Source organism: Microbacterium sp. NPDC055455 (assembly GCF_053619935.1).
Genome location: NZ_JBSHLB010000010.1, coordinates 1 through 26,522 on the forward strand (window position 1 = coordinate 1; position 26,522 = coordinate 26,522).

24 protein-coding genes are annotated in these 26,522 nt (G+C 72.0%); 5 read left to right on the forward strand and 19 right to left on the reverse strand.

Annotated features, from left to right (window positions below; all coding sequences use genetic code 11):
• Positions 1 to 120 precede the first annotated feature (120 nt).
• From ACWGUG_RS17805 to ACWGUG_RS17815, 3 genes are all read right to left on the reverse strand, one after another.
• Positions 121 to 708, reverse strand: coding sequence for a hypothetical protein (locus ACWGUG_RS17805; protein ID WP_452325405.1), 588 nt, complete (start codon positions 706 to 708; stop codon positions 121 to 123).
• Positions 709 to 821: 113 nt separating this feature from the next.
• Complete coding sequence (gene ligD, locus ACWGUG_RS17810) at positions 822 to 1,853, reverse strand: non-homologous end-joining DNA ligase (protein ID WP_452325406.1); 1,032 nt, start codon at positions 1,851 to 1,853, stop codon at positions 822 to 824.
• A 64-nt stretch (positions 1,854 to 1,917) separates the two neighbouring features.
• Positions 1,918 to 3,027, reverse strand: coding sequence for an SseB family protein (locus tag ACWGUG_RS17815; RefSeq protein ID WP_452325407.1), 1,110 nt, complete (start codon positions 3,025 to 3,027; stop codon positions 1,918 to 1,920).
• Positions 3,028 to 3,196: 169 nt separating this feature from the next.
• Between ACWGUG_RS17815 and ACWGUG_RS17820 the strand changes: the two genes are divergently transcribed.
• Positions 3,197 to 3,736, forward strand: coding sequence for a VanZ family protein (locus ACWGUG_RS17820; protein WP_336398270.1), 540 nt, complete (start codon positions 3,197 to 3,199; stop codon positions 3,734 to 3,736).
• Between the two features lie 20 nt (positions 3,737 to 3,756).
• On the opposite strand, the gene ACWGUG_RS17825 is transcribed toward ACWGUG_RS17820, so the two are convergent.
• The 13 genes from ACWGUG_RS17825 to ACWGUG_RS17885 form a co-directional block, all read right to left on the reverse strand.
• Complete coding sequence (locus ACWGUG_RS17825; protein ID WP_378882177.1) at positions 3,757 to 6,207, reverse strand: ATP-dependent helicase; 2,451 nt, start codon at positions 6,205 to 6,207, stop codon at positions 3,757 to 3,759.
• Between the two features lie 57 nt (positions 6,208 to 6,264).
• The gene (locus tag ACWGUG_RS17830) at positions 6,265 to 7,146 is read right to left on the reverse strand and encodes a CHAD domain-containing protein (protein WP_452325408.1); all 882 of its coding nucleotides are present in this window, start codon (positions 7,144 to 7,146) and stop codon (positions 6,265 to 6,267) included.
• A 42-nt stretch (positions 7,147 to 7,188) separates the two neighbouring features.
• Positions 7,189 to 7,677 carry a glutathione peroxidase gene (locus tag ACWGUG_RS17835; protein ID WP_452325409.1) on the reverse strand — a complete coding sequence of 163 codons (489 nt, stop codon included), beginning with the start codon at positions 7,675 to 7,677 and terminating at the stop codon, positions 7,189 to 7,191.
• A gap of 28 nt (positions 7,678 to 7,705) precedes the next feature.
• A complete protein-coding gene (locus ACWGUG_RS17840; protein WP_452325410.1) occupies positions 7,706 to 8,587 on the reverse strand; it encodes a MurR/RpiR family transcriptional regulator in 882 nt (293 codons plus the stop codon).
• Positions 8,587 to 9,519, reverse strand: coding sequence for an N-acetylmuramic acid 6-phosphate etherase (murQ, locus tag ACWGUG_RS17845; RefSeq protein ID WP_336398265.1), 933 nt, complete (start codon positions 9,517 to 9,519; stop codon positions 8,587 to 8,589). The genes ACWGUG_RS17840 and murQ overlap by 1 nt, the downstream gene beginning before the upstream one ends.
• Positions 9,512 to 10,408, reverse strand: a complete 897-nt coding sequence (locus tag ACWGUG_RS17850; protein WP_452325411.1) for an N-acetylglucosamine kinase — start codon at positions 10,406 to 10,408, stop codon at positions 9,512 to 9,514. Before ACWGUG_RS17850 ends, murQ begins: the two co-directional genes overlap by 8 nt.
• Positions 10,405 to 11,619, reverse strand: a complete 1,215-nt coding sequence (locus ACWGUG_RS17855) for an anhydro-N-acetylmuramic acid kinase (RefSeq protein ID WP_452325412.1) — start codon at positions 11,617 to 11,619, stop codon at positions 10,405 to 10,407. The genes ACWGUG_RS17850 and ACWGUG_RS17855 overlap by 4 nt, the downstream gene beginning before the upstream one ends.
• The gene (locus tag ACWGUG_RS17860; protein ID WP_452325413.1) at positions 11,598 to 13,025 is read right to left on the reverse strand and encodes a glycoside hydrolase family 3 N-terminal domain-containing protein; all 1,428 of its coding nucleotides are present in this window, start codon (positions 13,023 to 13,025) and stop codon (positions 11,598 to 11,600) included. The genes ACWGUG_RS17855 and ACWGUG_RS17860 overlap by 22 nt, the downstream gene beginning before the upstream one ends.
• A gap of 1 nt (position 13,026) precedes the next feature.
• Positions 13,027 to 13,854, reverse strand: coding sequence for a carbohydrate ABC transporter permease (locus ACWGUG_RS17865; protein WP_452325414.1), 828 nt, complete (start codon positions 13,852 to 13,854; stop codon positions 13,027 to 13,029).
• A complete protein-coding gene (locus ACWGUG_RS17870) occupies positions 13,851 to 14,828 on the reverse strand; it encodes a carbohydrate ABC transporter permease (protein WP_452325415.1) in 978 nt (325 codons plus the stop codon). Before ACWGUG_RS17870 ends, ACWGUG_RS17865 begins: the two co-directional genes overlap by 4 nt.
• A gap of 11 nt (positions 14,829 to 14,839) precedes the next feature.
• On the reverse strand, positions 14,840 to 16,132 hold the full coding sequence (locus ACWGUG_RS17875; protein ID WP_336398259.1) for a sugar ABC transporter substrate-binding protein: 1,293 nt from the start codon (positions 16,130 to 16,132) through the stop codon (positions 14,840 to 14,842).
• Positions 16,133 to 16,268: 136 nt separating this feature from the next.
• A complete protein-coding gene (locus tag ACWGUG_RS17880) occupies positions 16,269 to 19,304 on the reverse strand; it encodes a hypothetical protein (protein ID WP_452325416.1) in 3,036 nt (1,011 codons plus the stop codon).
• Positions 19,305 to 19,337: 33 nt separating this feature from the next.
• A complete protein-coding gene (locus ACWGUG_RS17885) occupies positions 19,338 to 20,084 on the reverse strand; it encodes an EAL domain-containing protein (protein WP_452325417.1) in 747 nt (248 codons plus the stop codon).
• 120 nt (positions 20,085 to 20,204) lie between these two features.
• On the opposite strand from ACWGUG_RS17885, the gene ACWGUG_RS17890 reads away from it, so the two are divergent.
• Positions 20,205 to 20,549 carry a protein-L-isoaspartate carboxylmethyltransferase gene (locus tag ACWGUG_RS17890; protein WP_452325418.1) on the forward strand — a complete coding sequence of 115 codons (345 nt, stop codon included), beginning with the start codon at positions 20,205 to 20,207 and terminating at the stop codon, positions 20,547 to 20,549.
• Positions 20,550 to 20,569: 20 nt separating this feature from the next.
• On the opposite strand, the gene ACWGUG_RS17895 is transcribed toward ACWGUG_RS17890, so the two are convergent.
• Positions 20,570 to 21,010: a MarR family winged helix-turn-helix transcriptional regulator gene (locus tag ACWGUG_RS17895; RefSeq protein ID WP_452325419.1), complete on the reverse strand. Its 441-nt coding sequence runs from the start codon at positions 21,008 to 21,010 to the stop codon at positions 20,570 to 20,572.
• A gap of 239 nt (positions 21,011 to 21,249) precedes the next feature.
• On the opposite strand from ACWGUG_RS17895, the gene ACWGUG_RS17900 reads away from it, so the two are divergent.
• Together ACWGUG_RS17900 and ACWGUG_RS17905 are read left to right on the forward strand one after the other, a co-directional pair.
• A complete protein-coding gene (locus ACWGUG_RS17900) occupies positions 21,250 to 22,593 on the forward strand; it encodes a diguanylate cyclase (protein WP_452325420.1) in 1,344 nt (447 codons plus the stop codon).
• A 57-nt stretch (positions 22,594 to 22,650) separates the two neighbouring features.
• Entirely contained in the window at positions 22,651 to 23,466 is an 816-nt protein-coding gene (locus tag ACWGUG_RS17905) for an alpha/beta fold hydrolase (protein WP_452325421.1), read from the forward strand.
• A 57-nt stretch (positions 23,467 to 23,523) separates the two neighbouring features.
• Here ACWGUG_RS17905 and ACWGUG_RS17910 read toward each other — a convergent pair whose 3' ends face one another.
• Together ACWGUG_RS17910 and ACWGUG_RS17915 are read right to left on the reverse strand one after the other, a co-directional pair.
• On the reverse strand, positions 23,524 to 24,318 hold the full coding sequence (locus tag ACWGUG_RS17910) for an ABC transporter permease (RefSeq protein WP_452325422.1): 795 nt from the start codon (positions 24,316 to 24,318) through the stop codon (positions 23,524 to 23,526).
• Complete coding sequence (locus ACWGUG_RS17915) at positions 24,315 to 25,421, reverse strand: ABC transporter ATP-binding protein (RefSeq protein ID WP_452325423.1); 1,107 nt, start codon at positions 25,419 to 25,421, stop codon at positions 24,315 to 24,317. Before ACWGUG_RS17915 ends, ACWGUG_RS17910 begins: the two co-directional genes overlap by 4 nt.
• Before the next feature lie 62 nt (positions 25,422 to 25,483).
• Here ACWGUG_RS17915 and ACWGUG_RS17920 point away from each other — a divergent pair, with 62 nt between their 5' ends.
• Positions 25,484 to 26,503, forward strand: coding sequence for a helix-turn-helix transcriptional regulator (locus ACWGUG_RS17920; RefSeq protein ID WP_336398254.1), 1,020 nt, complete (start codon positions 25,484 to 25,486; stop codon positions 26,501 to 26,503).
• Positions 26,504 to 26,522 lie beyond the last annotated feature (19 nt).

The window sequence follows — 26,522 nt, forward strand, 5'->3', positions numbered from 1 at the left end:
TTTCTTGGTCGGGGGGGGCCGGGGGTCCCACCTTCCACCCCGTCGCCTCTCCCCGGGCCCTCCTTCGGTTACGGGCGTGAGCTGGTCCGCCCCCCCCCCCCCGCTCCCGGGTACGGCGGGTCAGCTCGCCGCGACCACCTCGGCGACGACGTCGCCGTACATCCGGACCGCGTCGGTGAGGTCGTCGGTCTCGGCGACGCACTCCGTCGGCACGGTGTCGCAGCTCGCGGCGAGGAACGCCTCGCCGGCCGCCGCGACCTCGGCCGCAGCGGCGCGCAGCTCGTCGCCGAGCGCTCCCGACGGCACTTCTGCCTCGATGCGCTCGGGCGCCGTGCGCGCCTGCTCGACACCTTCCAGCGCGATGCCGATGCAGTTCTCGTCGCCCAGGGCGATGACCGCACTGCTGCAGAAGTTGTCGTACCAGCGGTCCTGCCATGCCAGCACGGCGTCGGATTCGATGGCGAGGACGGATGCCGCCTCGCCGGCCGGCTGCGTGCCGGCCGCGCCCGCATCGCTCGGGGCGGGCGACAGCTCGGAAGCCGCGGTGGCCTCGGCGGCCGTCGGGCTCGCGGCCGGCGCGCACGCGGTGAGGACGAAGGCGCCCGCCATGACGGCTCCTGCCAGTGCGAGGGCGAACGACGATCGCGGACCGGTGTGGTTGACGTGGACGTTGGTGATGCCGTGGGGCTTGAAGCCGGGGATGGACATGTGTGCTCCGATGCTCAGGGGCCGGTCATTCCGGCTCCCAGCGAAGCTACGGAAGCGTCGTCGACGCCGCGGCGGACGATGGGCCGTGCAACCGCCGTGCAATCGGGAGCGTCTTACTGCCAGTTCGCCTCGTTCTTGCGGCTGGGCTGCACGCGCGGCGGCTCGCCGGGCATCTTCGGGAAGTCCGGCGGGAAGGGCAGCTCGCCGAGCCCGGCGTCCAGATCGCGCTGCCACCACTCCAGCAGCGTGTCGATGCGCCCGGGCCTGGCGAGCAGCTCGGCCCACGGGTCGCCCTGGTCGGCGATGCGCTGCGGGACGCTGCGCACCGTGAAGGCGCCCGGGTCGACGCCGGCCTCCAGCTCGTCCCACGTGAGCGGGGTCGAGACCGTCGCCGTGGGGAGTGCGCGGGGGCTGTAGGCGCCCGCCATCGTGCGGTCGCGGTTGGCCTGGTTGAAGTCGATGAAGATGCGCTCGCCGCGCTCCTCCTTCCACCAGTTCATCGTGACCTTGTCTGGCAGGCGCCGCTCGAGCTCCCGGCCGGCGGCGATGACCGCGTGCCGCACGTAGAGGAACTCCCACTGCGGCTCGATGGGACAGAAGACGTGGATGCCGCGGTTGCCGCTGGTCTTGAGGAACGCCGTGAGCCCCGCCTCGGCGAGCACGTCGCGCATGGCGGGGGCGACGGCGGCGGCATCGGCGAAATCCGTCCCGGGCTGGGGGTCGAGGTCGATGCGCAGCTCGACGGGGTTGTCGGTGTTCGCGGTGAGCGAGGCCCACGGGTGGAACACGATCGTGTTCATCTGCACGGCCCACACCGCCGCGGCGATCTCGGTGAGGACGATCTGCGGATGCCGCCGCCCGCTGTTGTACGTCACCGTGCGCGATTCGACGAACGCCGGCGCGCCCTTGGGCGGGTTCTTCGAGTAGAAGCGCTCGCCCTCGACGCCCTCGGGGAACCGCTCGAGCGACACCGGCCGATCGCCGTTGGCCGCCAGGAACGGCTCTCGCACCGCGATGAGGTACTCGGCCAGCTCCTGCTTCGTGATCCCGAGCTTCGGCCAGATCACGCGGTCGGGGTTGGAGATCCCCACCTCGCGATCGCCGTCGGGACCGGGAACGGTGAGGGTGATGCGCGGCGACGCCATGGATCCGACGCTAGCGGGGAGCCGCGACATCCGTCACCCCGCTGCCGCCGGTGACGCTGCGGCCTCAGGTCAGCGCGAGGACCGGGGCCAGCTCGCCGCGGGTGAGACGCAGCCACGGACCGGCGGGATCCACGAGCACGCCGGTGATGCCCTCGTCGGTGCGCAGGGCGCGCGACAGCTGCAAGGGCGTGATCGGCGCGGCGCTGTCGCCGCGTCCCATCACCGCGACCTCGAGCGGGTGGGAGTACACCTCGAGGTGGCGGGTCCCGTCGGTGCTGCGGCTCTCGGCCAGCCCGCGCGCTCCGCTCTCGGCGGTGCCGACCGCGACCCACAGCGGCACGCGCGTGAGCGCCTCGGCGACCTCCGTGGTCACCGCGAGGGTCCGCTCGGCGGCGAGCAGCGTCTTGAGGGTGAGGTTCGGGTCGGCCTGCTCGAGCGCCCGCTGCAGCAGCTCCGTGGGCAGCACGGCCCGCGAGGGCGACGACGCCGGGTCGAGGATGATCCCGTCGTGCGAGCTCGAGACGACGTGCTGGAGCACGGTGAGCACCGGCTGCGCCATCGCCGAGGTGTCGCCGTCGCCGTCGGCGCGCAGGCTCGCCTGCAGCGCCGCACCGCTGGAGTACACCAGCGCGAAGGTGCGCTCGCCCACGGTCGCGACGGCCAGCGGCAGTCCCTTGCCCTCGGCGAGCAGCGCTCGCGCGTCGCCCTTCACCCGCAGGAAGACGTGGCCCTGCAGCAACTGGCGCGCGACGTCCAGCAATGCCTGCGCGGGAGGCGCGTCGCCGACGCGGCCGAGCGCGGCGTGCAGCAGCGCGTTGTCGCGCAGTCCCGGGATCGTCTCGGTCTGCTCCGGGGCCGTGCGCATCCATTCCCGCACCCCGACCCGCGGGCGCTGCGCAGGGGGCGTGGTGGTGGCAGCGGCGGGCGTCGGTGTCGTCGCTTGGCCTGCGGGCCGGGATGTGGAGGGGCCGACTCCGAGCCCGCCGAACGACGAGACCGAGATGGGGACGGACGCCGCGGCATCCGTGCCGGCGTCCGGCTGCGGCGCCGGAGCATCGGTCCCGGCCGGCGTCTCCGCGGCGGTGGCCGCCTCGGCGTCCGGCGCCGCGGCCGGCTCCGGCTCCGGCGTCGGCGACTCGGCGGGCTTCTTCGGACGGCGCGAGAACAAGGCCATTGCCCGAGCCTAACCCGCGTGCTCGACCCCGCGCCGCCACGAAGCGGCGGACCGTCGCGGCCGTCAGTGCCCCTGAACCCCGCCCATCCTGCGTCCGGTACGCCCCGCCCCGGAGACACCCCGGAGACGACCCGGAGACACGCGGCGCCGGGACTGACAGGATCGCCTCATGCCTGCGTGGGAGCGGTACGGGGACGTCGTGCTCATCGCGGTCCTGGCGGGCGTCCCCATCGGGGCGATCGTGGCCATCGTGCTCGCGCAGCGACGGATCGACCAGGGCTGGGAGCGCCGCTGGGCGTGGCGGGCGACGGTGGCGGACGTCGGCATCGTCGTCGGCACGCTGCCCTGGCTCTGGATGATCCTCGCGGCGCGGGCCGGCAGGAGCCGCATCGACCCGGTGCCGTTCCACGACCTCGTCGATCTGCTCTCCGACTCCGACGCCGCCGCCCAGATCGTGGGCAACCTGCTCGCCTTCGCCGCCGTCGGCTTCTTCCTGCCGATCCGCCTGCGCCTGGCCCGTCCGGGGCTGGTCCCCCTCGTGGTGGCGCTCATCGTCGCGGGGCTCGCGCTCGTCGTCGAGGTGCTCCAGTTCGTCCTCGACCTCGGCCGCGTCGCGTCGGTGGACGACATCCTGCTCAACACCCTCGGCGCGCTGGTGGCCTCGGTCGCCTCGGTCGCCTGGTGGCGGTCGCGGCTGGGTCCGGACTGAGATCGGCCGACGGAAGCGGGTCAGAGCTTCTCGATGGGCGCGATCTTGATCAGCAGCTTCTTCGGGCCCGCGGCGTCGAAGCGCACGTGCGCCACGCGCTTTGCGCCGTCGCCGGTGACGGCGTCCACGCGTCCATCGCCGAAGTCGTCGTGACGGATGCGGTCGCCCGGCGCCAGCTCGAGGTCGCCGTTGTCGCGCACCTTCGACGGGATCCGGTTCGCGAAGCGCTCGAGGTTCGCCGACGGCTCGCGCCGGGCCAGCGGCACCAGGTCGTCGCCGTACCGCTTGCCGGAGCCGCCGAACCCCGAACCCGAGCCGCGCCGCGCGTTGAGCGCCCGCGACTGGGTGCCGCCGCGCGAGTTGACGTCGCCCGGCGACTGGCGCCAGTTGAGCAGCTCGGCGGGGATCTCCTGCAGGAAGCGGCTCGGCATCGCCACCGTGACCTCGCCGAACTGCGCGCGGGTCATCGCCAGCGAGAGGTAGAGGCGCTTGCGGGCGCGCGTGATGCCGACGTAGAACAGTCGCCGCTCCTCTTGCGGGCCGCCGGGCTCCCCCGCCGAGATGCGGTGCGGGATGAGGTCCTCCTCGACGCCCGTGACGAACACGGCGTCGTACTCGAGGCCCTTAGCGGTGTGCAGCGTCATGAGCGAGACCGAGCCCGAGGCGTCTTCGAGGTCGTCGGCGTCGGACACCAGCGCGACCTCGGTGAGGAAGTCCAGCAGCGTGCCCTCGGGGTTGTTGCGCGCGAACTCGCGGGCGACGGCCACCATCTCGTCGAGGTTCTCGATGCGCGCCTCGTCCTGCGCGTCCTTGCTCGCGCGCAGCGCGTCGTAGTAGCCGCTCTTGTTCAGCAGCAGCTGGAGCCCCTCGGCGACCGCCGTGGGCGGTGCGAGCTCGCCCGACGACGGGAGCATGATCTCGGATGCCTCGGCCAGCACCGCGTCCAGATGCGCGATGGCGGCCTGGATCTTGGGGCCGACGCCCAGCGCGGACGAGTTCGCCAGCGCGTCGCGGAACGTGATCTGCTGGTCGACGGCGTAGCGCGAGATCGTCTCGATGGTGACATCGCCGATGCCGCGCCGCGGCCGGTTGATGATGCGGCGCATCGCCATCTCGTCGGCGGGGTTCGCCACGGCGACGAGGTAGGCCAAGGCGTCCTTGATCTCGGCGCGCTCGTAGAACTTCGTGCCGCCCATGATCTTGTAGGGCAGCGCCGAGCGGATGAAGATCTCCTCCAGCGCACGGGACTGCGAGTTGGTGCGGTAGAACACCGCCATCTGCGAGTAGTCCACGCCCGCGCGCCGCAGCACCTCGATCTCGTCGGCGACGAACTGCGCCTCGTCGTGCTGCGAGTACCCGGTGAAGCCGACGATCTGCTCGCCGGCGCCCACGTCGGTCCACAGCTTCTTGTCTTTGCGGTCGAAGTTGTGGCCGATGACCGCGTTCGCGGCCGACAGGATGTTCTGCGTCGAGCGGTAGTTCTGCTCGAGCAGCACCACCTTGGCGCCCGGGAAGTCCTTCTCGAACTCGCTGATGTTGCGGATGTCGGCACCGCGGAAGGCGTAGATCGACTGGTCGGAGTCGCCGACGACCGTGAGCGAGGCGCCGTCCTCGGCGGCCGGCTCGGGCTCGAAGATCATCATGCCGCCCGACGCCGCGACGGGCGCGGCATCCGATCCCGGCGGCCGGGTCAGCTCGTGGATCAGCGCGTACTGGGCGTGGTTGGTGTCCTGGTACTCGTCGACGAGCACGTGACGGAACCGGCGCCGGTACACATCGGCGACCTGCGGGAACGCCCGGAACAGGAAGACCGTCTGCGCGATGAGGTCGTCGAAGTCGAACGCGTTCGCGCGCTGCAGCTCGCGCTGATACGCCGCGAACAGCTCGACGAAGACCCGCTCGGCGGGGTCGTTCATGTTCGCGGTGCGGGCGTAGGACTCGGCGTCGGCCAGCTCGTTCTTCAGGCGCGAGATCTTCGACTGCGTCGCGGCCGGCGTGAGCCCGAACGCGTCGGCTTCATGCTCTTTCACCAGGCGCTTGATGAGCGCCCGCGAGTCGCCGGAGTCGTAGATCGTGAAGGACTTCGTGAAGCCGAACTGCTCGGCCTCGCGCCGCAGGATGCGCACGCACGCCGAGTGGAACGTCGAGATCCACATGCCGCGGGCCGAGTCGCCCACGAGCTGCTCGACCCGCTCGCGCATCTCACCGGCGGCCTTGTTGGTGAACGTGATCGCGAGGATCTGGCTCGGCCACGCCTCGCGGTTGCGCAGCAGCGACGCGATGCGCCGGGTCAGCACGCTCGTCTTGCCCGAGCCCGCGCCCGCGACGATGAGCAGCGCCTGACCGCGGTAGGTCACGGCTTCGCGCTGCGGAGGATTGAGGCCTGCCAGCAGGTCGTCGTCCGCGCGCGCGGACGACGCGCGCGGACCGATGTCGCTGCCGACGATGATGGGGGTGCTGGCGTCGGTCATTGCCCGTCAAGTCTAGGCGCGCGCACCGACACCGACACCGCCGCGGGCGCGGGGACGTCAGGGCAGGTCGGATGCCGCCGCCCGCAGCTGACGGACCGCGGGGCCGACATCGCTCAGCAGGTCCTCGGCGGCGTCGTCCGCGAGCGCGGCGAGTGTCTCGTAGTCCTCGGACCACTGCCCGGCGTGCGCCGCGCGGGCCCCCTCCTGGCGGGCGTGCCGGGCCAGCAGCGTGAGGTCTCGGTGCCCGCCGAGCGCGTCGTGGAGGTCGTCGCCCGCCTCGGCGATCGCCTGCACCGGCTTCGGCAGGAAGTCCGGGACGGCGTCCGCGATCGCCTCGGCGACGTACCTGGCCCGTCGGGCGGCCTTGCGCAGGTCGTGGAACCGCTCGGCCGAGTCGTCCAGCCGGCGCTCCGCCGTGCGGACGCGCTTCACCTGCGCGCGCAGCACTTCCGCCAGCACCGCCGTGGCCGGGCTGTCGTGCGCCACGACGTGCATCTCCTCGACGAAGCGGCGCAGCACCCGGCCGCGCTCCTGCGCCCGGGGTGACGCGGCGAGCTCGACGAGGCGCGCGTGGGCGACCGGATACGCCTCGCGCTCGCTGTCGACGAGCCTGCGGACGACCGCCGGGTCGTCGATCCCCGCGAGCTCCAGCGTCTCGGCCGCGACGCTCGCCCGCACCTCTATGTCGCGCACGACCCCGAGCTGGCTCCCCCACTCGGCGTACGCGACGCGGAGCCGCTCGGTCTGGCGGGTGTCGAAAGACTCCTCGAACCCGGCCAGCACGCTGCGCAGCCGCCGCACCCGCACGCGGTGCTGGTGCACGCCGTCCGGCTCGTCGGCCAGCGCCGGCGCCTCGGTGCGGGCCACCTCGTCCGCCGCGCGGCGCATGATGTCGCCGAGCACCGTCCCGATCGCGAGGTCCTTCTGCGAACCGCCCACGCCCCGAGCCTAGAGGTGGCCGGGCGCCGCGCACCGCATCCGCTAGTCGCCCGGCAGCCAGGCCTCGATCGCCTCGACGACCTCGGGCGCGTCGGGCGTGGTCTGCGGCGCGAACCGCTTGACCTCGCCCTTGGGGCTCACCAGGAACTTCTCGAAGTTCCATGTGATGCGGCCCTGCTTGCCGTCGAGGTCGGGGGTGCCGGTCAGCTCCTGATACAGCGGATGCGCGCTGCGGCCGTTGACGCGCACCTTCTCCGACATCGGGAACGTCACGCCCCACGTCGTCGAGCAGTACTCGGCGACAGCCTCGTCGCTGGACAGCTCCTGCAGGAACTGGTTGCTCGGGAACCCCACGACCGTGAAGCCGCGGTCGGCGTACGCCTTCTGCAGCGCTTCGAGCTGCTCGTACTGGGGGCTCAGCCCGCACCGCGACGCCACGTTGACGACGAGCGCCACGCGGCCGTCGACCAGCGCGCCGAACGTGGTCTGCTCGCCGCGGATGGTGGTGACGGGGATGTCTTCGAGAGTCATCGGGTGCCCTTTTCGATCGGTGCGGTGCTCAGAAGTTTACGGCGGTTCCGGGGTCAGGGCGCCGGGAACTGACGGCGTCGTAGGTGCGCCGGAGGCTCTCGGTCATGAGCGGGAAGTCCTGCCGCAGAACGAGCACGAAGAGCATGTCGATGAGCGCGAGCTGCGCGATGCGGCTGGCCATGGCGCCGCTGCGGAAGCGGCTCTCGCGGACGCTGGTGTGCAGCACGATGTCGCAGACGTCGTCGAGCGACGACTCGGCCGCGTTTGTGATGCCGATCGTCAGGGCGCCGGTGCGCCGCGCCGTCGCCAGGAAGTCGAGGGTCTCGCGGGTCTCGCCGCGGAAGGAGACGCCGACCGCGACGGACGCGTCGTCGAGCAGGGCGGCCTGCACGAGGGCGAGGTGGATGTCGACTGACACGGCGGCCGGCTTGCCGATCCGGCTGAGCTTCTGGAACAGGTCCTGCGCGCTGAGCGACGAGGCCCCCGCGCCGTAGAGCTCGATGCGACGCGCCGAGCGGAGCGCGTCGACCGCGCGGGCGACAGCATCCGTGTCGAGCATCTGGGCGGTGTCCTGGATCGCCTGGACCTCCTGGAACGCGATCTTCGCGACCGTGTCGGCGATCGAGTCGTCGGAGCCGATCTCGCCCTCGGCGATGTCGAAGCTGACCCGCTGCGCCTGATCGCGGCTGAGCGCGGCGATGACGTCGAGGCGGAACTCGCGGTAGCCGGGGTAGCCGAGGCTCTGGCAGAACCGGGCGACCGTCGACTGGGACGCCTCGCTGACATCGGCGAGCCGCATGATCGTCGAGGTGCGCACGACCTCGGGGTCGGCCAGCACCGCGTCGGCGACCCGGCGCTCGGACGCGCTGAGCCGGTCGCGCGACTGGCGCACGCGGAGCAGGACGTCCATCACACCGCCTCGCGCGTGCGGTCCAGCGCCTCACGCAGTCGCCCCTGGGTGTCCGACAGCGCGCGAGCCGCGGCATCCGCGGTCAATCCCCTCATGCACATCAGTATCGCGGGCTTGACCTCCCACCCGGTGTCGGCGAGCGCGCGGCGCGCCAGCACGGGGTCGGCGTCGGCCACTCCCATCACCGTGCGCACCGCCCGGGCACGGAGCTTCTCGTTCGTCGCGCGCACGTCGACCATGCGGTTGCCGTAGGTCTTGCCGATGCGCACCATGGCGAAGGTCGAGATGGTGTTGAGCACGATCTTCTGCGCGGTGCCGGCTTTGAGCCGCGTCGACCCGGCCACGAGCTCGGGCCCGACGATGACCTCCACCCCCACGTCTGCGGCCGCCGACAGCTCCGAGTCCTGGTTGCAGCTCACGCCGACCGTTGCCGCGCCGCGCGCCCTGGCCTCGGCGATCGCGCCGAGCACGTAGGGCGTCCGGCCCGAGGCGGTGAGCCCCACCACGCAGTCGTCGGGGCCCACGCCCGCACGCGCGATGTCGGCGCGGCCCGCGGCGACGTCGTCCTCAGCATTCTCGACGGCCCACTGGATCGCCCGCTCGCCGCCCGCGATGATGCCGACGACGCGCTCGGCCGGCTCGCCGAACGTCGGCGGGATCTCACTGGCGTCGAGGATGCCGAGACGACCGGGCGTCCCGGCGCCGACGTAGAGGAGCCGCCCGCCCCGCTGCATGCGCTCGGCGGCGGCGTCGACGGCCGAGGCGAGCTGGTGCGACGCGTCGGTCAGCGCGTCGGTGACCTGCCGGTTGTGGTCGATCATCGCCGCGACGAGCTCGGGCGTGGTCATGAGGTCGAGGTCGCTGAAGTCGGGGTCGATCGCCTCGGTCGTGAGCGAGGCGAGCTGGCGCCGCAGATCGTCCAGGTCAACCATGGCGCACCACGTTCCTCTCATAGACGCTGCCCGGCGTGCGGGCGATGTACTCCGCCCCGGCCAGCGCGTCGCCGAACGGTTCGGCCACGGCGAGCCCTCGATCGCGCAGACGGGCGCGCAGCGCGTCGCCGAAGACGCCGGATCCCGCGATGCCGCCCAGGAGGCAGTAGGGGCTGGATGCCGCGGAGCAGGCCGTCACGACCGCCTCGACCCCCCGGTCGACGATGCCCCGGGCGACGGCGTCGCCGGAGGCCGCCGCCTCGAGCACGAACGGGGCGAAGCGTGCGAGCTGCCGGGCCGGCGCCGCCGTGTCGGCGACCCACCGGGGCAGCGTGCTGAGGGGTGCGTGCAGCTCGAGGGCGGCGGCCGTGAGCGCGGTGGCCGGTCCGCGCCCGTCGTGCGCGGCGAGCACCGCCCGCAGGCCCTCCTGGCCGATCGCGCGGCCGCTCCCCTCGTCGCCGAGCCACGGGCCCCAGCCGTCCACCTGCGACAGCGCGCCCGCGCCGTCGAGGGTGAGCAGCACCGTCCCGGTGCCGACGATGACGACGGTCCCCGGGGTCCCGGCGAAGGCGCCGGCGTGGGCGGTGACGGCGTCGCTGGTGACGGCGACGGGCGCCTCGACGTGCGCGGCGACGCGCTCGGCGAGCGCCTGCGCCGCCGCGGGCGCGGCTTCGGCACCGGCCGCGCCCACGCCCATCGACGAGACGTTGCCGCGCATCCCCGCGGGCAACTCGCGCAGGGCGGCGACGATCGCGGTGAACGCCCGCGCGTCGCCTTCGGCGTCGGCGAGGCCGGGCACTCCCGCCGCGGCGGCGGATGACACGGTGGTGCCGGAGGTCGCTCGAACGCGGCATCCGGTCTTTCCGAGATCGACGGCGACGATGCTCACGATCGCTCCTCTCGTGTGCGCGCGCGCAGGCGGCGCGGCGGCGGCGGTGCCGCGGGGACGGTGGGCGGGACAGGCAGGGGTGCGGCTGACAGGTCCCATTGGCCGGCGACGGCGGCGCGGCCGGCCGGGGTGCCGGGAAGCTCGAGGGGGACGCGGGCCGCCGACAGATAGGCCAGCAGGGCGAACATGACGGCCTCGCGCGCGTCGGCCGGGATTCCCCATGCGTCGCTCGGCTCGACCGGGACGCCGAGGTGCTCGCCGAGTCGTGCCATCAGCACGGGGTTGCGCGCGCCGCCGCCCGAGACGACGACCCGGCCGATATCGGGGGCGGTGCCCGCGAGCGCGTCGGCCACCGTCGTGGCGGTGAGCTCGAGGAGCGTCGCGCAGACGTCGGCGAGCGGCAGCTCACGGCCGTCGAGGGCCTCGTCGACCGTGCCGATCGTGAACGTCTCGCGGCCGGTGGTCTTGGGGGCGGTGAGCGCGAAGTACGGATGCGCGCGCAGACGTGCGAGCAGCGCATCGTCGACCCGTCCGGCACGTGCGTGCGCGCCGTCGCGGTCGAAGGTCTCCGCGCCGTCGGTGGCCCGGCTGATCCACGCGTCGAGCAGCGCGTTCGCGGGTCCCGTGTCGAAGCCGGACGCGCTCCCGTCGGCCTGGACGACCTGGACGTTGGCGATGCCGCCGAGGTTCAGCGACGCGACGGCGACGCCGGTCTCCTCGGCGGACGCCGCCAGCCACCGCTCGTCGAACGCGGTGATGAGCGGCGCACCCAGGCCGCCGGCGGCGACGTCGGCGACGCGGAGGTTGAAGACCACCGGGCAGCCGGTGGCGCGGGCGATCCAGGCCGGCTCGCCGACCTGCAGCGTGCCCCACACCGCGCCGCCCTGGACGCCGTGGAACACGGTCTGCCCGTGCGAGCACACCACGTCGACGGGGTCGGCGTCAGAGGCGAAGCGCACGGCCGCGCGCGCGAACGCCTGTCCGACGGCGGTCTGCAGCGCGCACCACTCGGCCGGATCGAGCCGGCCGCCGTGCACCGCGCGCAGCACGAGGCTCCGCTCGTCGGGACGCCATGGCTCGGTGCCCCACCGCTCGATCTCCAGGTCGAGGCCGTCGTCGGACGACTCGATGACGACCAGCGCCGCGTCGATTCCGTCGGCGCTCGTCCCGGACTGCAGCGCGAGGACCCTCACCGGCTCTCCCCCGCCCATGACCGCACGATCGCGGACGAGAGCCGCGAGTCGGCGCCGAGCTGCACGACCGCGGCGTCGAAGCCGCCGGGGATGGCGCCGACGTTGACCACGACGCTCTCCCCCGCGGCGCGTACGCGCTCGATCACCGCCCGCTGCGCGGCGCTCGGCCGATCGGCCACGACGACGGTGACGCCGGAGCCTCCGCCGGACGCGGGCCCCGCGAGCTGCCGCAGCGTGTCGACGACGGGGACGGCCCGTGTCGCGGCCGCCTGCGTGGCACCGGCGCGCGCGTCGACGATCCGCTCGATGCGGGCGAGCGCCGAGACGGCGGACGGATCGGATGCCTCCGCCAGCGCGGCCCCGATCGCCGCGACGTCATCGGGGGCGACGGACATCGGAGCCGGGGCATCCGTCTCGCCCTCCCCTGCCGTGCGCGCGGCGGTCATCCGCGCAGCCAGCCGGGCCACGCGGCCGTGCGCCTCGCGCAGCCGCTCCGGCGCGAGGCGACCGTCGTCGAGCGCGGCGGCGATGGCCGCGGTGACCTCGGCGTACTGCGCGGCCGCGTCCTCGCCCTTGAGCTCGGGATTGCCGAGGCAGACCAGGTCGGCGCCCGCGGCCAGAGCGCGAGCCGCCCCGCCCCCGAGACCGTACGTGTCGGCGATGGCGGCCATGTCGACGGCATCCGTGATCACCACGCCGTCGAAGCCCTCGGCCCGCAGCCGGGCGATCGCGTCGGGGTTGACGGTGACCGGCTCGGCGCCCCACTCCGCAACCACGATGTGCGCGGTCATGACGGCGGGCACGCCCTCGCGGATCGCGGCGGCGAAGGGCTCGGCATGACGCGCGACCGTCGCTGCGGGCACGGTCGGCAGGCCGCGGTGCGAGTCGACGTCGGTATCGCCGTGGCCGGGCCAGTGCTTGACGCAGGCCGACACACCCTGGCGGGAACGGATGCCGCGCGCCGTCGCCGCGACCCGCGCGGCGACCTCGTACGGGTCGGCGCCGAACGACCGGGCTCCGATCACGGGGTTCGCCGGGTTGTCGTTGACGTCGGCGCTCGGCGCGAGGAGGAGGTCGATCCCCGCCCGGCGCACCCGCTCGCCGAGCACCGCCCCGACCCGCTCCGCGACCGCGGCCGACACCAGGCCCAGCTGCGCAGGCGACGGCAGGGTCGAGCCGTCCCGGCCCTCGAGTCGCGTGACGACGCCGCCCTCCTCGTCGGCCGCGACGAGCGTCTCGGGGCGCACCGCGCGGATGGCGGCGGCCAGACGGGCGGTGCCATCGGGATCACCGGCGTCGACGTTGCCGGCGAAGAGGCACACGCCGCCGAGCCCGCGCTCGAGCTCGGCGCGCAGCCACTCCGGGAGCTGCGGACCGGCGAATCCGGGCAGCAGGACGCCAGGCACCAGTTCGTGGACGCCCATGTCAGCCCTTCACCGCCCCGGCCACCAAGCCGCTGGACAGGCGCCGCTGCACGATGATGAAGAACACCATGACGGGGATCGTGATGATGGTCGACGCCGCCATGACCGAGCCCCAGTCGTTGGAGTGCAGGCCGAAGAACTGCCGCAGACCGATCGAGACGGTGTAGTTCTCGGTCACGCCACCGAGGAGAGTCATGGCGAAGATGAACTCGTTCCACGCGGTGATGAAGGCGAACACGCTCGTGGCCACCAGGCCCGGCGCGACCAGCGGCAGCAGCACCGACCGGAACATGCGCCACCACGACGCGCCGTCGATGTACGCCGCCTCTTCGAGCTCGACCGGGACGGCCGCGACGAAGCCGCGCAGCATCCAGATCCCGAAGGGCAGGGCGAGGGCGGTGTACACGACGATGAGACCGAGGAGCGTGCCCAGCAGCTGCAGGTCGCGCACCTGCACGAACAGCGGGATGACGAGCGCCTCGAGCGGCACCATCTGCACGATGAGGATCATCATGACGATCTGGGTGCGCAGCCGGAACCGGAAGCGCGCGACGGCGATCGACGCGAGGAGGCCGAGCAGCCCCGACGCCAGCACGACGACGAGCGCGACGACCGCGGAGTTGCGCAGGAACGTGGCGAAGCCGCCGTCGGTGAGCACGTAGACGAAGTGGTCGAGAGTGAACTGACGGGGCACCAGCTCGGCACCGCCGGAAGGGTTCTCGTCGACCGCGCTGACGAGCATCCAGTACGTCGGGAAGAGCGTGAAGACGAGGAGGAGGAAGACCGCGACGCCCTTCAGGGTGCGTCGCGCGAGCGAGGGCCGGGTCACAGCTGGTCCTCCTTGAGCAGGCGCCGCACGTACACGACGGTGATGACGAGCAGCAGGAGCGTGAGCAGCACGGCGATCGCCGAGCCGAAGCCGTAGCGGTTCTGTCCGAACGACTCGACGTACGACCACACCCCGAGGTTCAGCACCTCGCGGTTGGATCCGGCGCCGCCGGGCATGAGGTACACCTGCGCGAAGACCTTGAAGTCCCAGATGGTCGACAGGATGATGACGACCGCGAACACCTGGTTCAACTGCGGGAACGTGATGCTCCAGAAGCGGCGCCACGCGCCGGCGCCGTCGAGGGATGCCGCCTCCAGCGTCTCCTTCGGCACCCCGAGGAGCCCCGCGAGCACCGTGACGGCCACGAACGGGAAGCCGTGGTGGATGACGTTCAGCAGCACGATGGCGTAGAACGACCAGCGGTTGGTGAACCAGTTGTAGGGCTCGGCCATGAGCCCGAGCTGCATCAGCAGCTGGTTCACGATGCCGCGGTCGGCGTCGAAGATCCACACCCACACGTAGGTGCCGGTGACGGCGGGCATCGCCCAGGCCGCCATGATGGCGCTCGCCACGACGGTGCGCCAGAAGGAGCCGAGCGACTGCAGCAGCAGCGCGACCAGCGTGCCGAAGGCGACGGTGCCGAAGACGGCGAGCGCGGCGAAGCCGACCGTGTTCGGCAGAACGACGGTCCACAGCGTCGGGCTGGTCAGCGCCTCGACGTAGTTGTCGGCGCCGATGAAGTTCGGCTCGCCCGAGACGATCTCGCGCAGGCCGTAGTCCTGTAACGAGAAGAGGACGACCCGGATGAGGGGCCAGAGGAGGAGCCCCGCGAGCACGATGAGCGCGGGCGCGAGGAGCATCCAGGGCCGGAGGCGGTCGATCGGGCGACGGCGGGATCCTCCCGTCGCGACCGTCGCGCCGGCGGCGGAGGAGGTGCGCTCCTCCGCCGCCGGCGCCTGGGTCATGAAGGCCATGCGTCGGTCACTTACTGCCCGTTGAGCGTCGCGGTCATCTCGGCCGCGGCATCCGTCGCCGCCGTCTCGACGTCCTTCTGACCCGACAGGATCGCCTGCATCATGGCGCTGGTCGTCTTCTTCGCCTGCACGGCGCCGAAGGTCGGCGTGACGGGGAGCGATGCGCCGCCCTCGACCATCTGCGTCGCGAACGGCACGACCATGGGGTCGGCGTTGGCGATGGTCTCCTCCAGGAGCGAGGTCTGGCCCGGGAAGTAGCCGCTCTGCGCGCCCCACTTCTCGGCGAACTCGCCGGTGGTCATGAGCTCGACGAACGCGAACGCGAGGTCCTTGTCGTCCGCGGTCTCGAAGACGCTGAGGTGCGAGCCGCCCAGAACGGACGGGGCGATGCCGCCGTCTTCGGCCGGGATCGGGATGGCGGCGAACTTCCCCTCCATGTCGGGGTTCTTCTCGACGATCGCCGACGGCGTCCACGAGCCCATGACGCCCATGCCGACCGTGCCCGCGGCGAAGCCGTCCAGCACGTCGGTCTCCTTCCAGGTGGTCGCGCCCGCCGACGACAGGTCGTCCTGCGTGGCCAGGCCCGTCCAGAACTCGAGGCCCTCGATCGACTCGGCGGAATCCAGCTCGCTCGTCCACTCGCCGCCGTCCTCGGTGGCCACCTCGCCGCCGGCGCCCCAGACCCACGGGTAGACCGTGAACTCCGCGTCACCGGGAACCGCGATGGCGGTCATGTCCGGCTTGGCCGCCTTGATGGCCAGAGCCGCCTCGCGCAGCTCGGCCCAGTCGGTGGGGGCCTCGAGACCCAGCTCCTCGAAGACATCCGTGCGGTAGACCAGCGAACGGACGCCGGCGTACCACGGCATGCCGTAGAGCTCGTCCTCGTAGGTGCCCGCCTTCACGAGCCCCTCGACGAGGTCGTCGTCCAGGCCCGCCTCGCTCACGTACTCCCCGATCGGCGCGAGTGCGCCGGCGTCGGCGAACTCCGCCGTCCACGTCGTGCCGGTCTCGGCGACGTCGGGCGTCGTGCCGCCCGCGATCGATGTGACGAACCGGTCGTGGGCGTCGGCCCACTGCACGAACTCGACGTTGAGCGTGGCGCCGGTCTCCTCCTCGAACGCCTCGGCCACCTCGTCGAAGAACGGCTCGGCGTCGGGGTTCGTTCCCTGCATGATCCAGACGTCGAGCGTCTTTCCTTCGCCCGAGCTCGAGCCCGAGTCGTCTCCGCCGCCACCACCGCTGCAGGCGGTGATGCCGAGTACTGCCACACCCAACACGGCGATGGGCAAGATGCGCTTCCTCATGAGAACTCCCTTGTGCGTGGACCTTCCGGCCGAAACCACACTATGGAAGAAACAACCGCATGTCATCTCCCGATCGGAATTTTCTCCCAACCGTTACACGAGGGACCAGGATACGAAACGCGGCCGAGTGCCCGGCTCAGGGGACGGATGCCGTTCGCCGGCGCCACGGCAGCGCCAGCAGCGAACCCGCCACGAGGAGGATGAGGCCGACGGCCGCGGCCGCCCAGGGCGTGGCATCCGGGATCTCGAGGTAGGTCGTGATGCCGAGGATCCGCGCGAGGCCCCACGGCAGCAGACCGAGCTCGTCGTTCCACAGCGTGAGCGCCGCCTCGAGGCCGACGAGCCCCACGACGGCCGACGGCCCCAGCAGCCCGGCGCCGACCGCGGCGAGCACCGCCCCGGTCGCGCGCCGCGCCCGCACCTGGGCCGCGAGCGCCCAGCCGGCCGCGACGAACACCCAGACGAAGAGCGCGAACGCGACGGCGATGTAGAGGGTGCGCAGCACCGGGTCGGTCCAGAACGCGAACCAGTAACCGCCGGGGCCGGTGAACGACAGCGCGAAGAGCGTGACGATGCAGCGGAGCATCACCACCCCGCCGACGGCGGCGATGACGGGCCACGGCGAGCGGTTCCAGACGAAGAGGCGGAGCACCAGCGCGAATACCGCCCACGCCCCGATGATGACGGCGAGGTGCGTCCACGACAGGAACGACGTCTGCACCGCCCGCGTCGCGACGAGGAGCGCGACCGGCACGACCAGCAGCAGCCAGCGGTCGAGCTCGAGCATGCCCAGCGTCGACTCGCGGGCCCGCCACGGGCGGGTCGAGGCGATCCACGTCGCCCGCGCGGCGGCGGCGCCGGGCTTGGCGACCAGGCGCGTGCGCGCCGCGAGCATGCCGATCACGACCCAGGCCGCCGCGAGCACGAGCAGCCCGCGCGCGAGCCACGCCATGGTCGCGTCCCGCTCGGCGCGCTCCACTCCGAGCTGCGCCGCGGTGAGGTTGAACGCGGGGTGGTCGATGTCGCCCTCGTACCGGTCGAGGTGGGCCGCGGCGAGCTCCTCGAACTCGGCGCGATCGGCGTCCCACGCGGCGTAGGCGTCGGGCGAGAGCGTGTCGTGCCACTGCCCCTGGTGCAGGATCATCGCGCGGTAGGCCGCGAGCAGCCGGAGGGTGTCGAGCTCGTAGTCCAGCGTCGAGAGGAACGCCTCGCGGATCTCGGGCGAACGCCAGGTCGCGGCATCCGTCGCCGTCACGGTGTCGCGCATGCGCTCGACCGCCGCGATCGCCCGCTCGCCGCCGGAGACGGCGGCCTCGACCCCGGCAGCGGGCTCGGCCGCGCTGTCGCGCACGATCGCGTACAGCACGTCGAGCACCGCGGAGTCGCCGGTGAGGATGTCCCACTCGAAGATCCACATCATGGGCGGCGGCTCGAGCCCGATCGCGAACACCCGCTGCTTCGCGAACGGCTCGATGTACATGCCCTGCGCGATGGCGTCGCGCGACGCGGTCATCGCCTCGGCGATCGCCTCGACGGTCGCGGGATCCTCCGAGAACCACTCCCGCGCCCACGCGGCGGTCACCGCGGCGACGTCGGCGTCGGGATCGCGGGCGAGGGATGCCGCCACCTGCGTGTTCAGCTCGTACAGCTGCCAGAAGCCGGCCTTGAGATACAGCGTCATCGGGCCGGCGCGCCACGGGCCGCCGTCCTGCGTCCACACCCAGATGCCCTCGATCCGGTCGTTCGCCTCGAGGAGCTGCTGAAGCGCGGCCTGGTACTCGGTGCCGAGATCGTTGGGGAAGGCGCCGAAGTTCTCGAACTCGCGCCGGCTCTGGAACTCCACGATCCGCCGCTGCGAGCCGTGCTCGAGGGTGTCGTTGAGCGGGAGCCACGTGTAGAAGTCGCCCAGCGTGTACTTCGTCGACACGATGAGCGCCGGCGAGTCGAGCCCGCCCAGCACCGCCTCGTACGACTCGGCGTTCGTGTGCATGTCGCCGACGGCGCCCACGCCCACCGACCACGTGCGGAAGACGACTTCGCGATCGGATGCCTCCGCCTGCGCCGAGAACGTCTCGAGCATCGCCCGCACGGCGTCGACCGTGGTGACTTCGAGGGCGGAGTAGTAGTCCCAGCCCTCGACGTCGTAGACGGGGCCCGCCTCGCCGATGCGCACGAGCACGCCGTCCAGCGCGGGCGCGGCGGCGTACAGTTCGTCCAGGCCCGCGGCGTAGACGTCCCACAGCTCGGGGTTCTCGGTCTCGAGCGAGCCGAAGCGGTCGGTGAGGTACTGCTCGAGCGGGCCCGTCAGTGCGAGCATGTCGGTGCGCAGGAACACCTTCACGCCGAGCTCGTCGGCGCGCTCCCAGAACGGCGAGAACGCCTCGACCAGCGCGAGGGCCTTGTCGCGGTGGTCGTCGCCCTCGGGGTAGACGGGGCCGCCGGGGACGCCGTCGAATGTGACGAACTCGACGAACCCGGGGAACGCGACGGCGTTGAACCCGTTCGCGAGCGAGTGCCGCAGGAAGGCGTCGAAGTCGTCGTACGCCACCGCGAGCGCCGCCTCGTCGATGTACGGCGCCTCCGGCTGGAGCACGTCGGCGAACGCCTCCGACGCGTGCGAGTAGTCGTCGCCGGACTGCCACTGCGCCGGGTCGGGAAGGACGCCGACGGCGCCGAGGTCGGTCATCCGCAGCGGGAGACGGGAGGTCTCGTGGCTGCCGACGAGGTCCTGCACCGGCAGCGCGGCGCGCACCTGGGCGGCGAGGTCGTAGATGCCGCGCACGGCCCCTGCTTCGGAGGTCGCGCTGATCCGCAGCCCGGTTGCCTCCCCCTCGAGGGTGTAGCCGTCACCCGTCTCGGCGACGAACGTGGGCAGGAGCGTGACCGTCAGCGACGCCTCGCCCTCCCGTGCAGACGCGGAGTCCACGGCATCCGTCAGCTCGGCCACCGCGACGCGCATCCGCTCGGTGTCCGGAGCATCGATCGTCGTGAACTCCGGCGGCGCGACGGGGTCGGCGACGTCGGCGACCGTGGCTTCGGCCGGCTGCATCTGGGTCGCCGGCTCGGTGCGGATCCCGAGCGCGTCGCCCACGACGACTCCGACCGCGAGACCGAGAGCGAGGAGGATCACTGCGGTGACGACGGCGAGGATGCCTCGCCGTGTCGCCGTCATGCGACAACGCTACTCCGCCTCGGGCGGGCCTCTTTACGGGAACGCGATCTCGGAGTGCGGCTGACGGATGAGGAAGCCCTGCGCGCGATCGCAGCCCAGGTGCCTCGCGACTTCGAGGTGGGTGAGGGTCTCGATCCCCTCGGCGACGACCCTCAGCCCCTGCGCGTGCGCACTCCGGACCTCGTCGCGCAGCGAGGCCAGGGCGCTCGGCTCTGCGGCCCGCACCAGATGCCCGGGAAGCTTGACCTCGCTGAGCGGCAGGCGTCGGACCCGCTCGAGCGACACGGCGCCGGCGCCGTACCCGGCCAGGGAGATCTCCACGCCGACGTCACGGAGCATGCGCAGCTGCGGCAGCACGGCGCTCTCCTCGACCGGCTGCACGTCCTCGGTGAGCTCGAGCACGAGCGAGCCGGGGCGAAGGGCGCGTCGCGTCGCCTCGCCGGCGACGTGACGGGCGAAGGATTCGTCGTCGAACTGCCGCGGCGAGACGTTGACGGTGACCGCCCAGTCGCGGCCTGTCGCGAGCCACCCGGCCTGCGTGCCGAGGCCTTCGTCGAGCATCCTCCGTCCGAGTGCGTGGATCGCGCCGGTGCTCTCAGCGGCGTCGATCATCGTTCCGGGATCGATGTCGCCGAGGCGCGGGTGCCTCCACCGGCACAGCACCTCCGCAGCCACGACCGACCCGCTCTCCAGCGATACCTGCGGCTGGTAGACGGCGAAGATCTCATCACCGTGGATCGCAGTCGTCAGATCGTCGGCGAGGTCTTCGGTGGTCGGCATCCGTCCAGTCCACCCGTTCCGCTTCGAGGTCGCAAGCTGGGCCGCACGGCGCGACGATCGGCTACAGTCCGCGCCCGCCCGGGTCTCTATACTCATCGCAGACGCAGCAGGAGGATGGCGATGGCGTTTCGGAATCTGGAGACGTTGGAGTCCTGGCTCGCCGAGTACCGGGCGCTGGGCAAGCCGCTCGGCGATTCCGCGCGCGTGATGGTGCAGGACGGCGACGGCGGGGCGAACACGGGCCTCGTGGTCTTCCGGCTCGATCACGCCCCGACCGGGGTGTTCATCCAGCCGGTCGCACAGGACGCCTCCCGATGGGTCGCGACGATGGAGCCCCGGGAAGAGAGCGTCGTCCTCGACCCGGACGGGCTGCGCAACCTGTCCGCCGAGCTGGAGGCCGTCGCAGATCTCTGCGCGTTCCTCGAGGCGAAGTCGCAGGCCTATCAGGGTCACGACCGACCCTGAGCTGCGTCGCAGCGCGCGCGTCAGTGGCGGGTGCTCACCGTAGCCGTGGTGAGCGCGTGCAGCAGGGCGGCCGAGTCGCCGACCAGTCTCGTGTCGGCGGCGGCCACCGCGATGTCGAAGTCGTCGTCGAACCGGTTGAGGACCGACCACGGATCCTCGGCGATGTCGATGGTCGCCGTGATGCGGTTGACCCGCCTGTCGGCCGGGTCGACGTCGCGCCGCACGAGAGAGCGGTCGACGAGCCGGTCGATCAACGTCGTCACGCCGGCCGAGGTGATCCCGAGATACTCGCGCAGTACCGTCGGCCGGGTTCCGGGATTGCCCACGACGAACAGGAGAGCCCGAGCATCGATGTCACTGATCCCCAGGCTGGCACGCGCCGTGATCAGCGCCGCGTTGCGTGCGTCGACGTACTGGCGCAGCGCTTGTCCGAGTGTCAGCCCCGTGGTCTCCGTCGCCATGACGCCCATTCCTCCGCGATCGCTGTTGTGCACCACAGTAGCTCAGATTTCTAACATTTAGAATATTTATCTAAGTTTCCGAAGTATCGGTGTAGGCTCGACCTGGAAGAGACACCGCGTCGCCGGTCATCTCGCCCACCACCCGCCATTCGGAGCACGCCTCAGGAGGCCATCATGATCTTCATCAGCGGTGTGCTCGGATGCCCCGTCCTTCCGCCCCACGACGACTCGGGCCCCCCGTGTTAGGCCTGGCGGCCTGCGGGCTCATCGCCGTCGATCGGGACTCCAGGATCCTCGACGCCAATCCTCAGCTGCTGGCCTGGCTCAGCTGCGACCGCGACGAAGTGATCGGGCGGCCGCTCGAAGCCCTGCTGACGCTGCGGATGCCGCTGTCGGGCGCAGACGGGCAGCGTCCGACCGACGCCACCCTGCACGGCGTGTCGGGTGTCGTGCGCCCCGTAGTGGTCGGCTCCCTCGGCGAGGACGAGTGCGGCGCCGAACGCATCGCGGTGTACGACGTGTCTGCGCGGTCGGCGTTCACTCTCGGGTTCCGTGGCGCGGAGGCCAAGACCGAACGGGGCCGCCAGCGCCTTCAGATCCTGCTCAACGCGGCGGTCGGGTTCGGCAACGTCCGGACCGAGACGGACGCGGCGGAGCTGCTGGTCGATGTCGCGCAGCGGGCGTTCGCCGCAAGCGCCGTCAGCGTGCATATCAGTGACGGGGACGGACTCGTCCACGCGGCCGGCGTGAACCCGTTCTCCGCGCACTGGCCGGCCGGTCTGCGGCCGACGGGAACGGTGACCCTGCTGGCCGGCGAGGTGCTGCTCGTGCGCTCCGCCGAGGAGGCGGACCGCCACGTTCCCGGTGCCGGCATGAGCGACATCTTCCGCGCCGCCGGCGTGCACGCGGCGATCGCGTCGCCGATGCGCTCCCACGGCGACGCGGTCGGGTCGTTGATCTGCTACTTCGACCATCCCCGGGAGTTCGACGAGGAAGCCGTCCCGCTCGCCGAAGCGCTGTCGAACCAGGCGGCTCAGGCGATCGCCCGGATCCGTCTCGAAGAGACGCTGCGCCGCGCAGCCATGCACGACGAGGTGACGGGACTGCCGAACCGGCGCCTCATCGAAGAGGACGTCACGCGCACGCTGCTGCACGGCTACTCCGTCCTCACGGTGATCTTCATCGACCTCGACGGCTTCAAGGCGGTGAACGATCTGCTCGGCCATGCCACCGGAGACGCACTGCTGCGTGAGATCGGGCAGCGGCTGCGCGGCGTCATCCGGGAGTCGGACGTGCTCGGGCGGTTCGGCGGCGACGAGTTCATCGCGGTCGCCGCGGTCGACAACCTCGACGACGCCGCTGCGCTCGCCGATCGCATCCGCGCCGCGGTGGCCGAGCCGTACCCGGAGCTGCCCCCGATCCTGTCCATCACGGCGAGCGTCGGCGTGGTCACGGTCGGCAACGACGGGGCGCCCGTCATGGATCAGCTCATCCGTGCCGCCGACCACGCCATGTACGAGGCGAAGCTGGCCGGCGGCGATCGCGTCGTCGCCGTCGCCCCCACCGAGGCCGCGCCGGTCTGACGCACCTCGAGTCGGTCGACCCGTGCCTCCCGGGCGACGGCCCGCTAGCGTGTCGGCATGCCGATTCTCGAACACGACGGAGCCCGCATCCATTGGGAGGCCGCCGGCCCCGACGGCGCTCCGGCGCTTCTGCTGCTGCATGCCGGCATCGCGACCGCCGACATGTGGGATCCCCAGTGGGACGATCTCGCACGGGATCACCGCGTGATCCGGTACGACCTCCGCTGGTTCGGGCGCACACGGTCCGATGACGTCGAGTACTCCAATCGCGCGGACGCTATGGCCGTCCTCGACGCAGCGGGCGTCGGCCGCGCGACGCTCGTCGGCGCGTCGTACGGCGGCGGAGTCGCCATCGACACAGCGGTGGAGTTCCCCGACCGCGTGCGCGGGCTTGTGACGATCGGCGCCGGGCCGAGCGGATTCCCTGAGACACCGCTGACCCCACGCGAGGACTCTCTTCTCGACGCCATCGACGCCGCGGAAGGGGCAGGAGACTGGGCGACGTACGTCGACCTCGAGGCCGAGTTCTGGGCCGCCGGTCCCACGCGTGAGCCCGCCGCGCTGGACGCGGCGTTCCTCCAGCGCGTCCGCGAGCTCGGCCGCGCCAACATACCGCTGCTCGACGACGAGCCTCGCCCTCGGCCGCTCGAGCCCCGCGCGTACGGGCGGCTCGCCGACATCGGCATCCCGACCCTCGTCATCGTCGGCGAGCACGACATCAGCGTCGCGCGAGCACAGGCCGAGCATCTGTCGGCCACGATCCCCGACGCATCGCTCCACGTGTTCCCGGATGCCGCGCACCTGCCGAGCGTCGAGCACCCGGAGCGATTCCTCGGCGTGCTCCGCGAGTGGCTCACGCAGCACGCTCTCTGAGAGCGGTCTGTGACGGATGCCGCCTACCAGGCACGTAGGCGGCATCCGTCATCGTCGTCAGCTGCTCCTGCGCATCGCGCGGATGCCGACCGCCAGCCCGACGAGCGCCAGCAGGATCGCCGCGACCCATCCCCACAGCACCGCGAGCGCGCCGAGGTCGCCGGCGAAGAGCGCGCGCTCAGCCTGAACCACCCAGTTGATCGGGTTGACGTTCGCCACCGCGCGCATCCACGCCGGGCCTTCGTCGAGTGGCAGCAGCATGCCCGACAGGATGAGCAGCGGGAAGATGAGAGTCTGCTGCACCCCCCAGAAGAGCCACTCCCGGTCCTTCGTCTTCAGGGCCAGGGTGTACGACAGCGCGCCGAGGCCGACGCCGAACACCGCCAGCAGGAGCAGGCCGACGACGAGGCCCGGCACGTTGATCGTGAAGCCGAACGGCCAGGCGATGAGCACGATGATCAGCGCCTGCACGACGATCGGCGCGATCTCCTTGAGTGCCCGGCCGACGAGCAGCGACGACCGCGCGAGCGGAGCGACGAGCGTGCGCTCGTGCGAGCCCGTCATCATCTCGTACTGCAGGTTCGAGCCGGTCGCCCCGGTGCCGAACAGCACGATCATCACGAGCACGCCCGGCACGAACCACTGCAGAGTCTCCCCGACCGGCGCGCCCGACGATCCGACGAGCAGCGGCGCGAACAGCCCGAGGAACACCAGCGGCTGCACCAGGCTGAAGATGAGCGTGAACGGGTCGCGCACGACAGGCTTCAGCTCGCGCGTGAGGACGTTCCACGTGTCGCGCGCGGGATTCGCCCGCACCGCGGTGTCGGGACGCGTCTGGATCTCGGTGGTCATCGCCGTGCTCCTGTCTTCTCGGCCGCCACGTCGGCGGTGATGGCTGATCTCGATAGGGGCGCAGAGCGCCCACTCGATCCGGCGGCCTCGGTCGGGGCATCCGTCGCCTGATCGGTCTCTTCGGTGTCGGTGCCGCCCTCGCCGGCTTCGCGCAGGGTGCGTCCGGTCAGGGCGAGGAAGACGTCGTCCAGCGTCGGCGGGACGCCCGTGGCCGTGCGGACGGCGACTCCGGCGGCGTCGAGCTCGCGGACGGCCGAGGGCAGCAGCGCGTCGCCCTCCGGTGCCGTGACGGTGACGGATGCCCCCTCCCGCCGCACCTCGCGGTCGGTGAGCCGCTGCACGACAGGGACGGCGGCTGCGGCATCCGTCTCCGAAGCGAAGCCGAGGGTGAGCAGGTCGCCCGCGAGCTCGGCCTTGAGGCGCGACGCGGTGTCGTCGGCGATGACGCGGCCCTTGTCCATCACCATGACCCGCTCCGCGTAGCGGTCGGCCTCCTCGAGGTAGTGCGTCGTGAGGAACACCGTGGTGCCGTGGCTGCGGCGCAGCTCGAGGATGTGCTGCCACAGGTTCGCGCGGCTCTGCGGGTCGAGCCCGGTCGACGGCTCGTCGAGGAAGAGGAGCGGCGGGGCGTGCATGAGACCGAGCGCGACGTCGAGGCGGCGCTTCTGCCCGCCCGACAGCTGCTGCACCGACCGCGTCGCGAAGGGCGCGAGGTCGAGCGAGTCGATGAGCTCGTCGGCCCGCTGCCGCGCCGCCGCCTTCGACATGCCGTAGAACGCGCCCTGGCTCAGCAGCTCGTCGCGAGCCCGCTGCGAGAAGCTGCCGCTGGTGAGCTGCCCGACGTAGCCGATGCGTGCGCGCACGTCGGCGGGCCGCGTGAGGATGTCGAAGCCGACGACCCGCGCCGTGCCCGATGTCGGCGGGATGAGGGTGGTGAGCATGCGCAGGCTCGTCGACTTACCGGCGCCGTTCGGCCCCAGGAATGCCACGAGCTCGCCGCGTGCGACGTCGAAGGTGAGGTCGGTGACGGCCTCGACGGTCTTGCCTTTCACGGTGAAGCGCTTGGTCAGTCCCTGCGCCTCGATGATCGATTCGTTCGCCATGCCGTCCACGCTAGAAGCCATTGCGGACACATACAGTCCGCGATGTGCGGCAGTGTTGACCCATGTCCGATACGACGACACGAGCCCTCTCGCTGCTCAACCTGCTGCAGACGCACCGTCACTGGCCGGGACCGGAGCTGGCGGAACGGCTCGGCGTGACCGAGCGCACCGTGCGCCGCGACGTGGAGCGCCTGCGCGAGCTGGGCTACCGCATCGAGTCCACGCCGGGTGCCGCCGGCGGGTACCGGCTCGAGGCGGGCAGCGCCGTGCCGCCGCTGCTGCTCACCGACGAGGAGGCGGTGGCGATGGCGATCGGGCTGCGGGTCGCGGCATCCCAGCGACTCGTGAGCGGTGCCGAGACGACCATCACGGCGCTCGCGAAGCTCGAGCAGGTGCTCCCCGCTCCCCTGCGCCGGCGGGTGACGGCCCTCGCCGAGGCGGTGCAGCCGGCCGGGATCAACTCGGGCGCCGCAGTGTCGGGCGAGGTGCTCGGCGAACTCGCGCTGGCGACGCGCGACCACGAGCGCGTGCGGTTCACGTACACCGCTGCGTCGGGCGAGGTCACGAGACGCCGCGTCGAGCCGCACGCCCTCGCCCCCGCCGACCGGCACTGGTACCTGCTGTGCTGGGACCTCGAGAAGGACGACTGGCGCACCTTCCGCGTGGACCGGCTGGCGTCGGTCGAGCACACGCGCGTGCTGTTCGAGCCCAAGCCGCTGACGCCCGAGCAGATCGAGGAGTTCATCTTCGTGGCGCGCTCGTGGGTGCGCCAGGCCGTCGAGGCGGATGCCGTGATGGAGCTGCCGCTGGAGACGATGCGCGAGTACTTCGGCCAATGGGGTCAGGGCGCCTCGGATGAGGGCGACGGCCGCACGCGGTGGCCGGTGGGCGGCGGCGACTTCCGCGAGACCATGTACGGGCTGTCGTGGATCCCCGCAGGCGTGGAGTACACGACCGACCTCGCGTCGCCCGCGCGCGAGGAGCTGCGCGAGACGCTGGAGCGGATGCTGCGGGCGCTCGACGCTCCCCCGCCGCCGGTCCCGCCGCAGCGGGCGCGGGAGCGGGGTCTGCCTGCTGCCTAGGCACGCGCGCCGCGTCCGC

Bases quoted from the DNA above. Each gene is read 5' to 3' on its own strand.
- ACWGUG_RS17805 (WP_452325405.1), bottom strand. From the start codon at position 708: ATGTCCATCCCCGGCTTCAAGCCCCACGGCATCACCAACGTCCACGTC.
- ACWGUG_RS17815 (WP_452325407.1), bottom strand. From the start codon at position 3,027: ATGGCCTTGTTCTCGCGCCGTCCGAAGAAGCCCGCCGAGTCGCCGACG.
- ACWGUG_RS17895 (WP_452325419.1), bottom strand. From the start codon at position 21,010: ATGGCGACGGAGACCACGGGGCTGACACTCGGACAAGCGCTGCGCCAG.
- ACWGUG_RS17855 (WP_452325412.1), bottom strand. From the start codon at position 11,619: ATGGGCGGGGGAGAGCCGGTGAGGGTCCTCGCGCTGCAGTCCGGGACG.
- ACWGUG_RS17915 (WP_452325423.1), bottom strand. From the start codon at position 25,421: ATGGCGAACGAATCGATCATCGAGGCGCAGGGACTGACCAAGCGCTTC.
- ligD (WP_452325406.1), bottom strand. From the start codon at position 1,853: ATGGCGTCGCCGCGCATCACCCTCACCGTTCCCGGTCCCGACGGCGAT.
- ACWGUG_RS17820 (WP_336398270.1), top strand. From the start codon at position 3,197: ATGCCTGCGTGGGAGCGGTACGGGGACGTCGTGCTCATCGCGGTCCTG.
- ACWGUG_RS17870 (WP_452325415.1), bottom strand. From the start codon at position 14,828: ATGGCCTTCATGACCCAGGCGCCGGCGGCGGAGGAGCGCACCTCCTCC.
- ACWGUG_RS17860 (WP_452325413.1), bottom strand. From the start codon at position 13,025: ATGGGCGTCCACGAACTGGTGCCTGGCGTCCTGCTGCCCGGATTCGCC.
- murQ (WP_336398265.1), bottom strand. From the start codon at position 9,519: ATGGTTGACCTGGACGATCTGCGGCGCCAGCTCGCCTCGCTCACGACC.
- ACWGUG_RS17920 (WP_336398254.1), top strand. From the start codon at position 25,484: ATGTCCGATACGACGACACGAGCCCTCTCGCTGCTCAACCTGCTGCAG.
- ACWGUG_RS17835 (WP_452325409.1), bottom strand. From the start codon at position 7,677: ATGACTCTCGAAGACATCCCCGTCACCACCATCCGCGGCGAGCAGACC.
- ACWGUG_RS17910 (WP_452325422.1), bottom strand. From the start codon at position 24,318: ATGACCACCGAGATCCAGACGCGTCCCGACACCGCGGTGCGGGCGAAT.
- ACWGUG_RS17875 (WP_336398259.1), bottom strand. From the start codon at position 16,132: ATGAGGAAGCGCATCTTGCCCATCGCCGTGTTGGGTGTGGCAGTACTC.
- ACWGUG_RS17905 (WP_452325421.1), top strand. From the start codon at position 22,651: ATGCCGATTCTCGAACACGACGGAGCCCGCATCCATTGGGAGGCCGCC.
- ACWGUG_RS17890 (WP_452325418.1), top strand. From the start codon at position 20,205: ATGGCGTTTCGGAATCTGGAGACGTTGGAGTCCTGGCTCGCCGAGTAC.
- ACWGUG_RS17840 (WP_452325410.1), bottom strand. From the start codon at position 8,587: ATGGACGTCCTGCTCCGCGTGCGCCAGTCGCGCGACCGGCTCAGCGCG.
- ACWGUG_RS17885 (WP_452325417.1), bottom strand. From the start codon at position 20,084: ATGCCGACCACCGAAGACCTCGCCGACGATCTGACGACTGCGATCCAC.
- ACWGUG_RS17825 (WP_378882177.1), bottom strand. From the start codon at position 6,207: ATGACCGACGCCAGCACCCCCATCATCGTCGGCAGCGACATCGGTCCG.
- ACWGUG_RS17880 (WP_452325416.1), bottom strand. From the start codon at position 19,304: ATGACGGCGACACGGCGAGGCATCCTCGCCGTCGTCACCGCAGTGATC.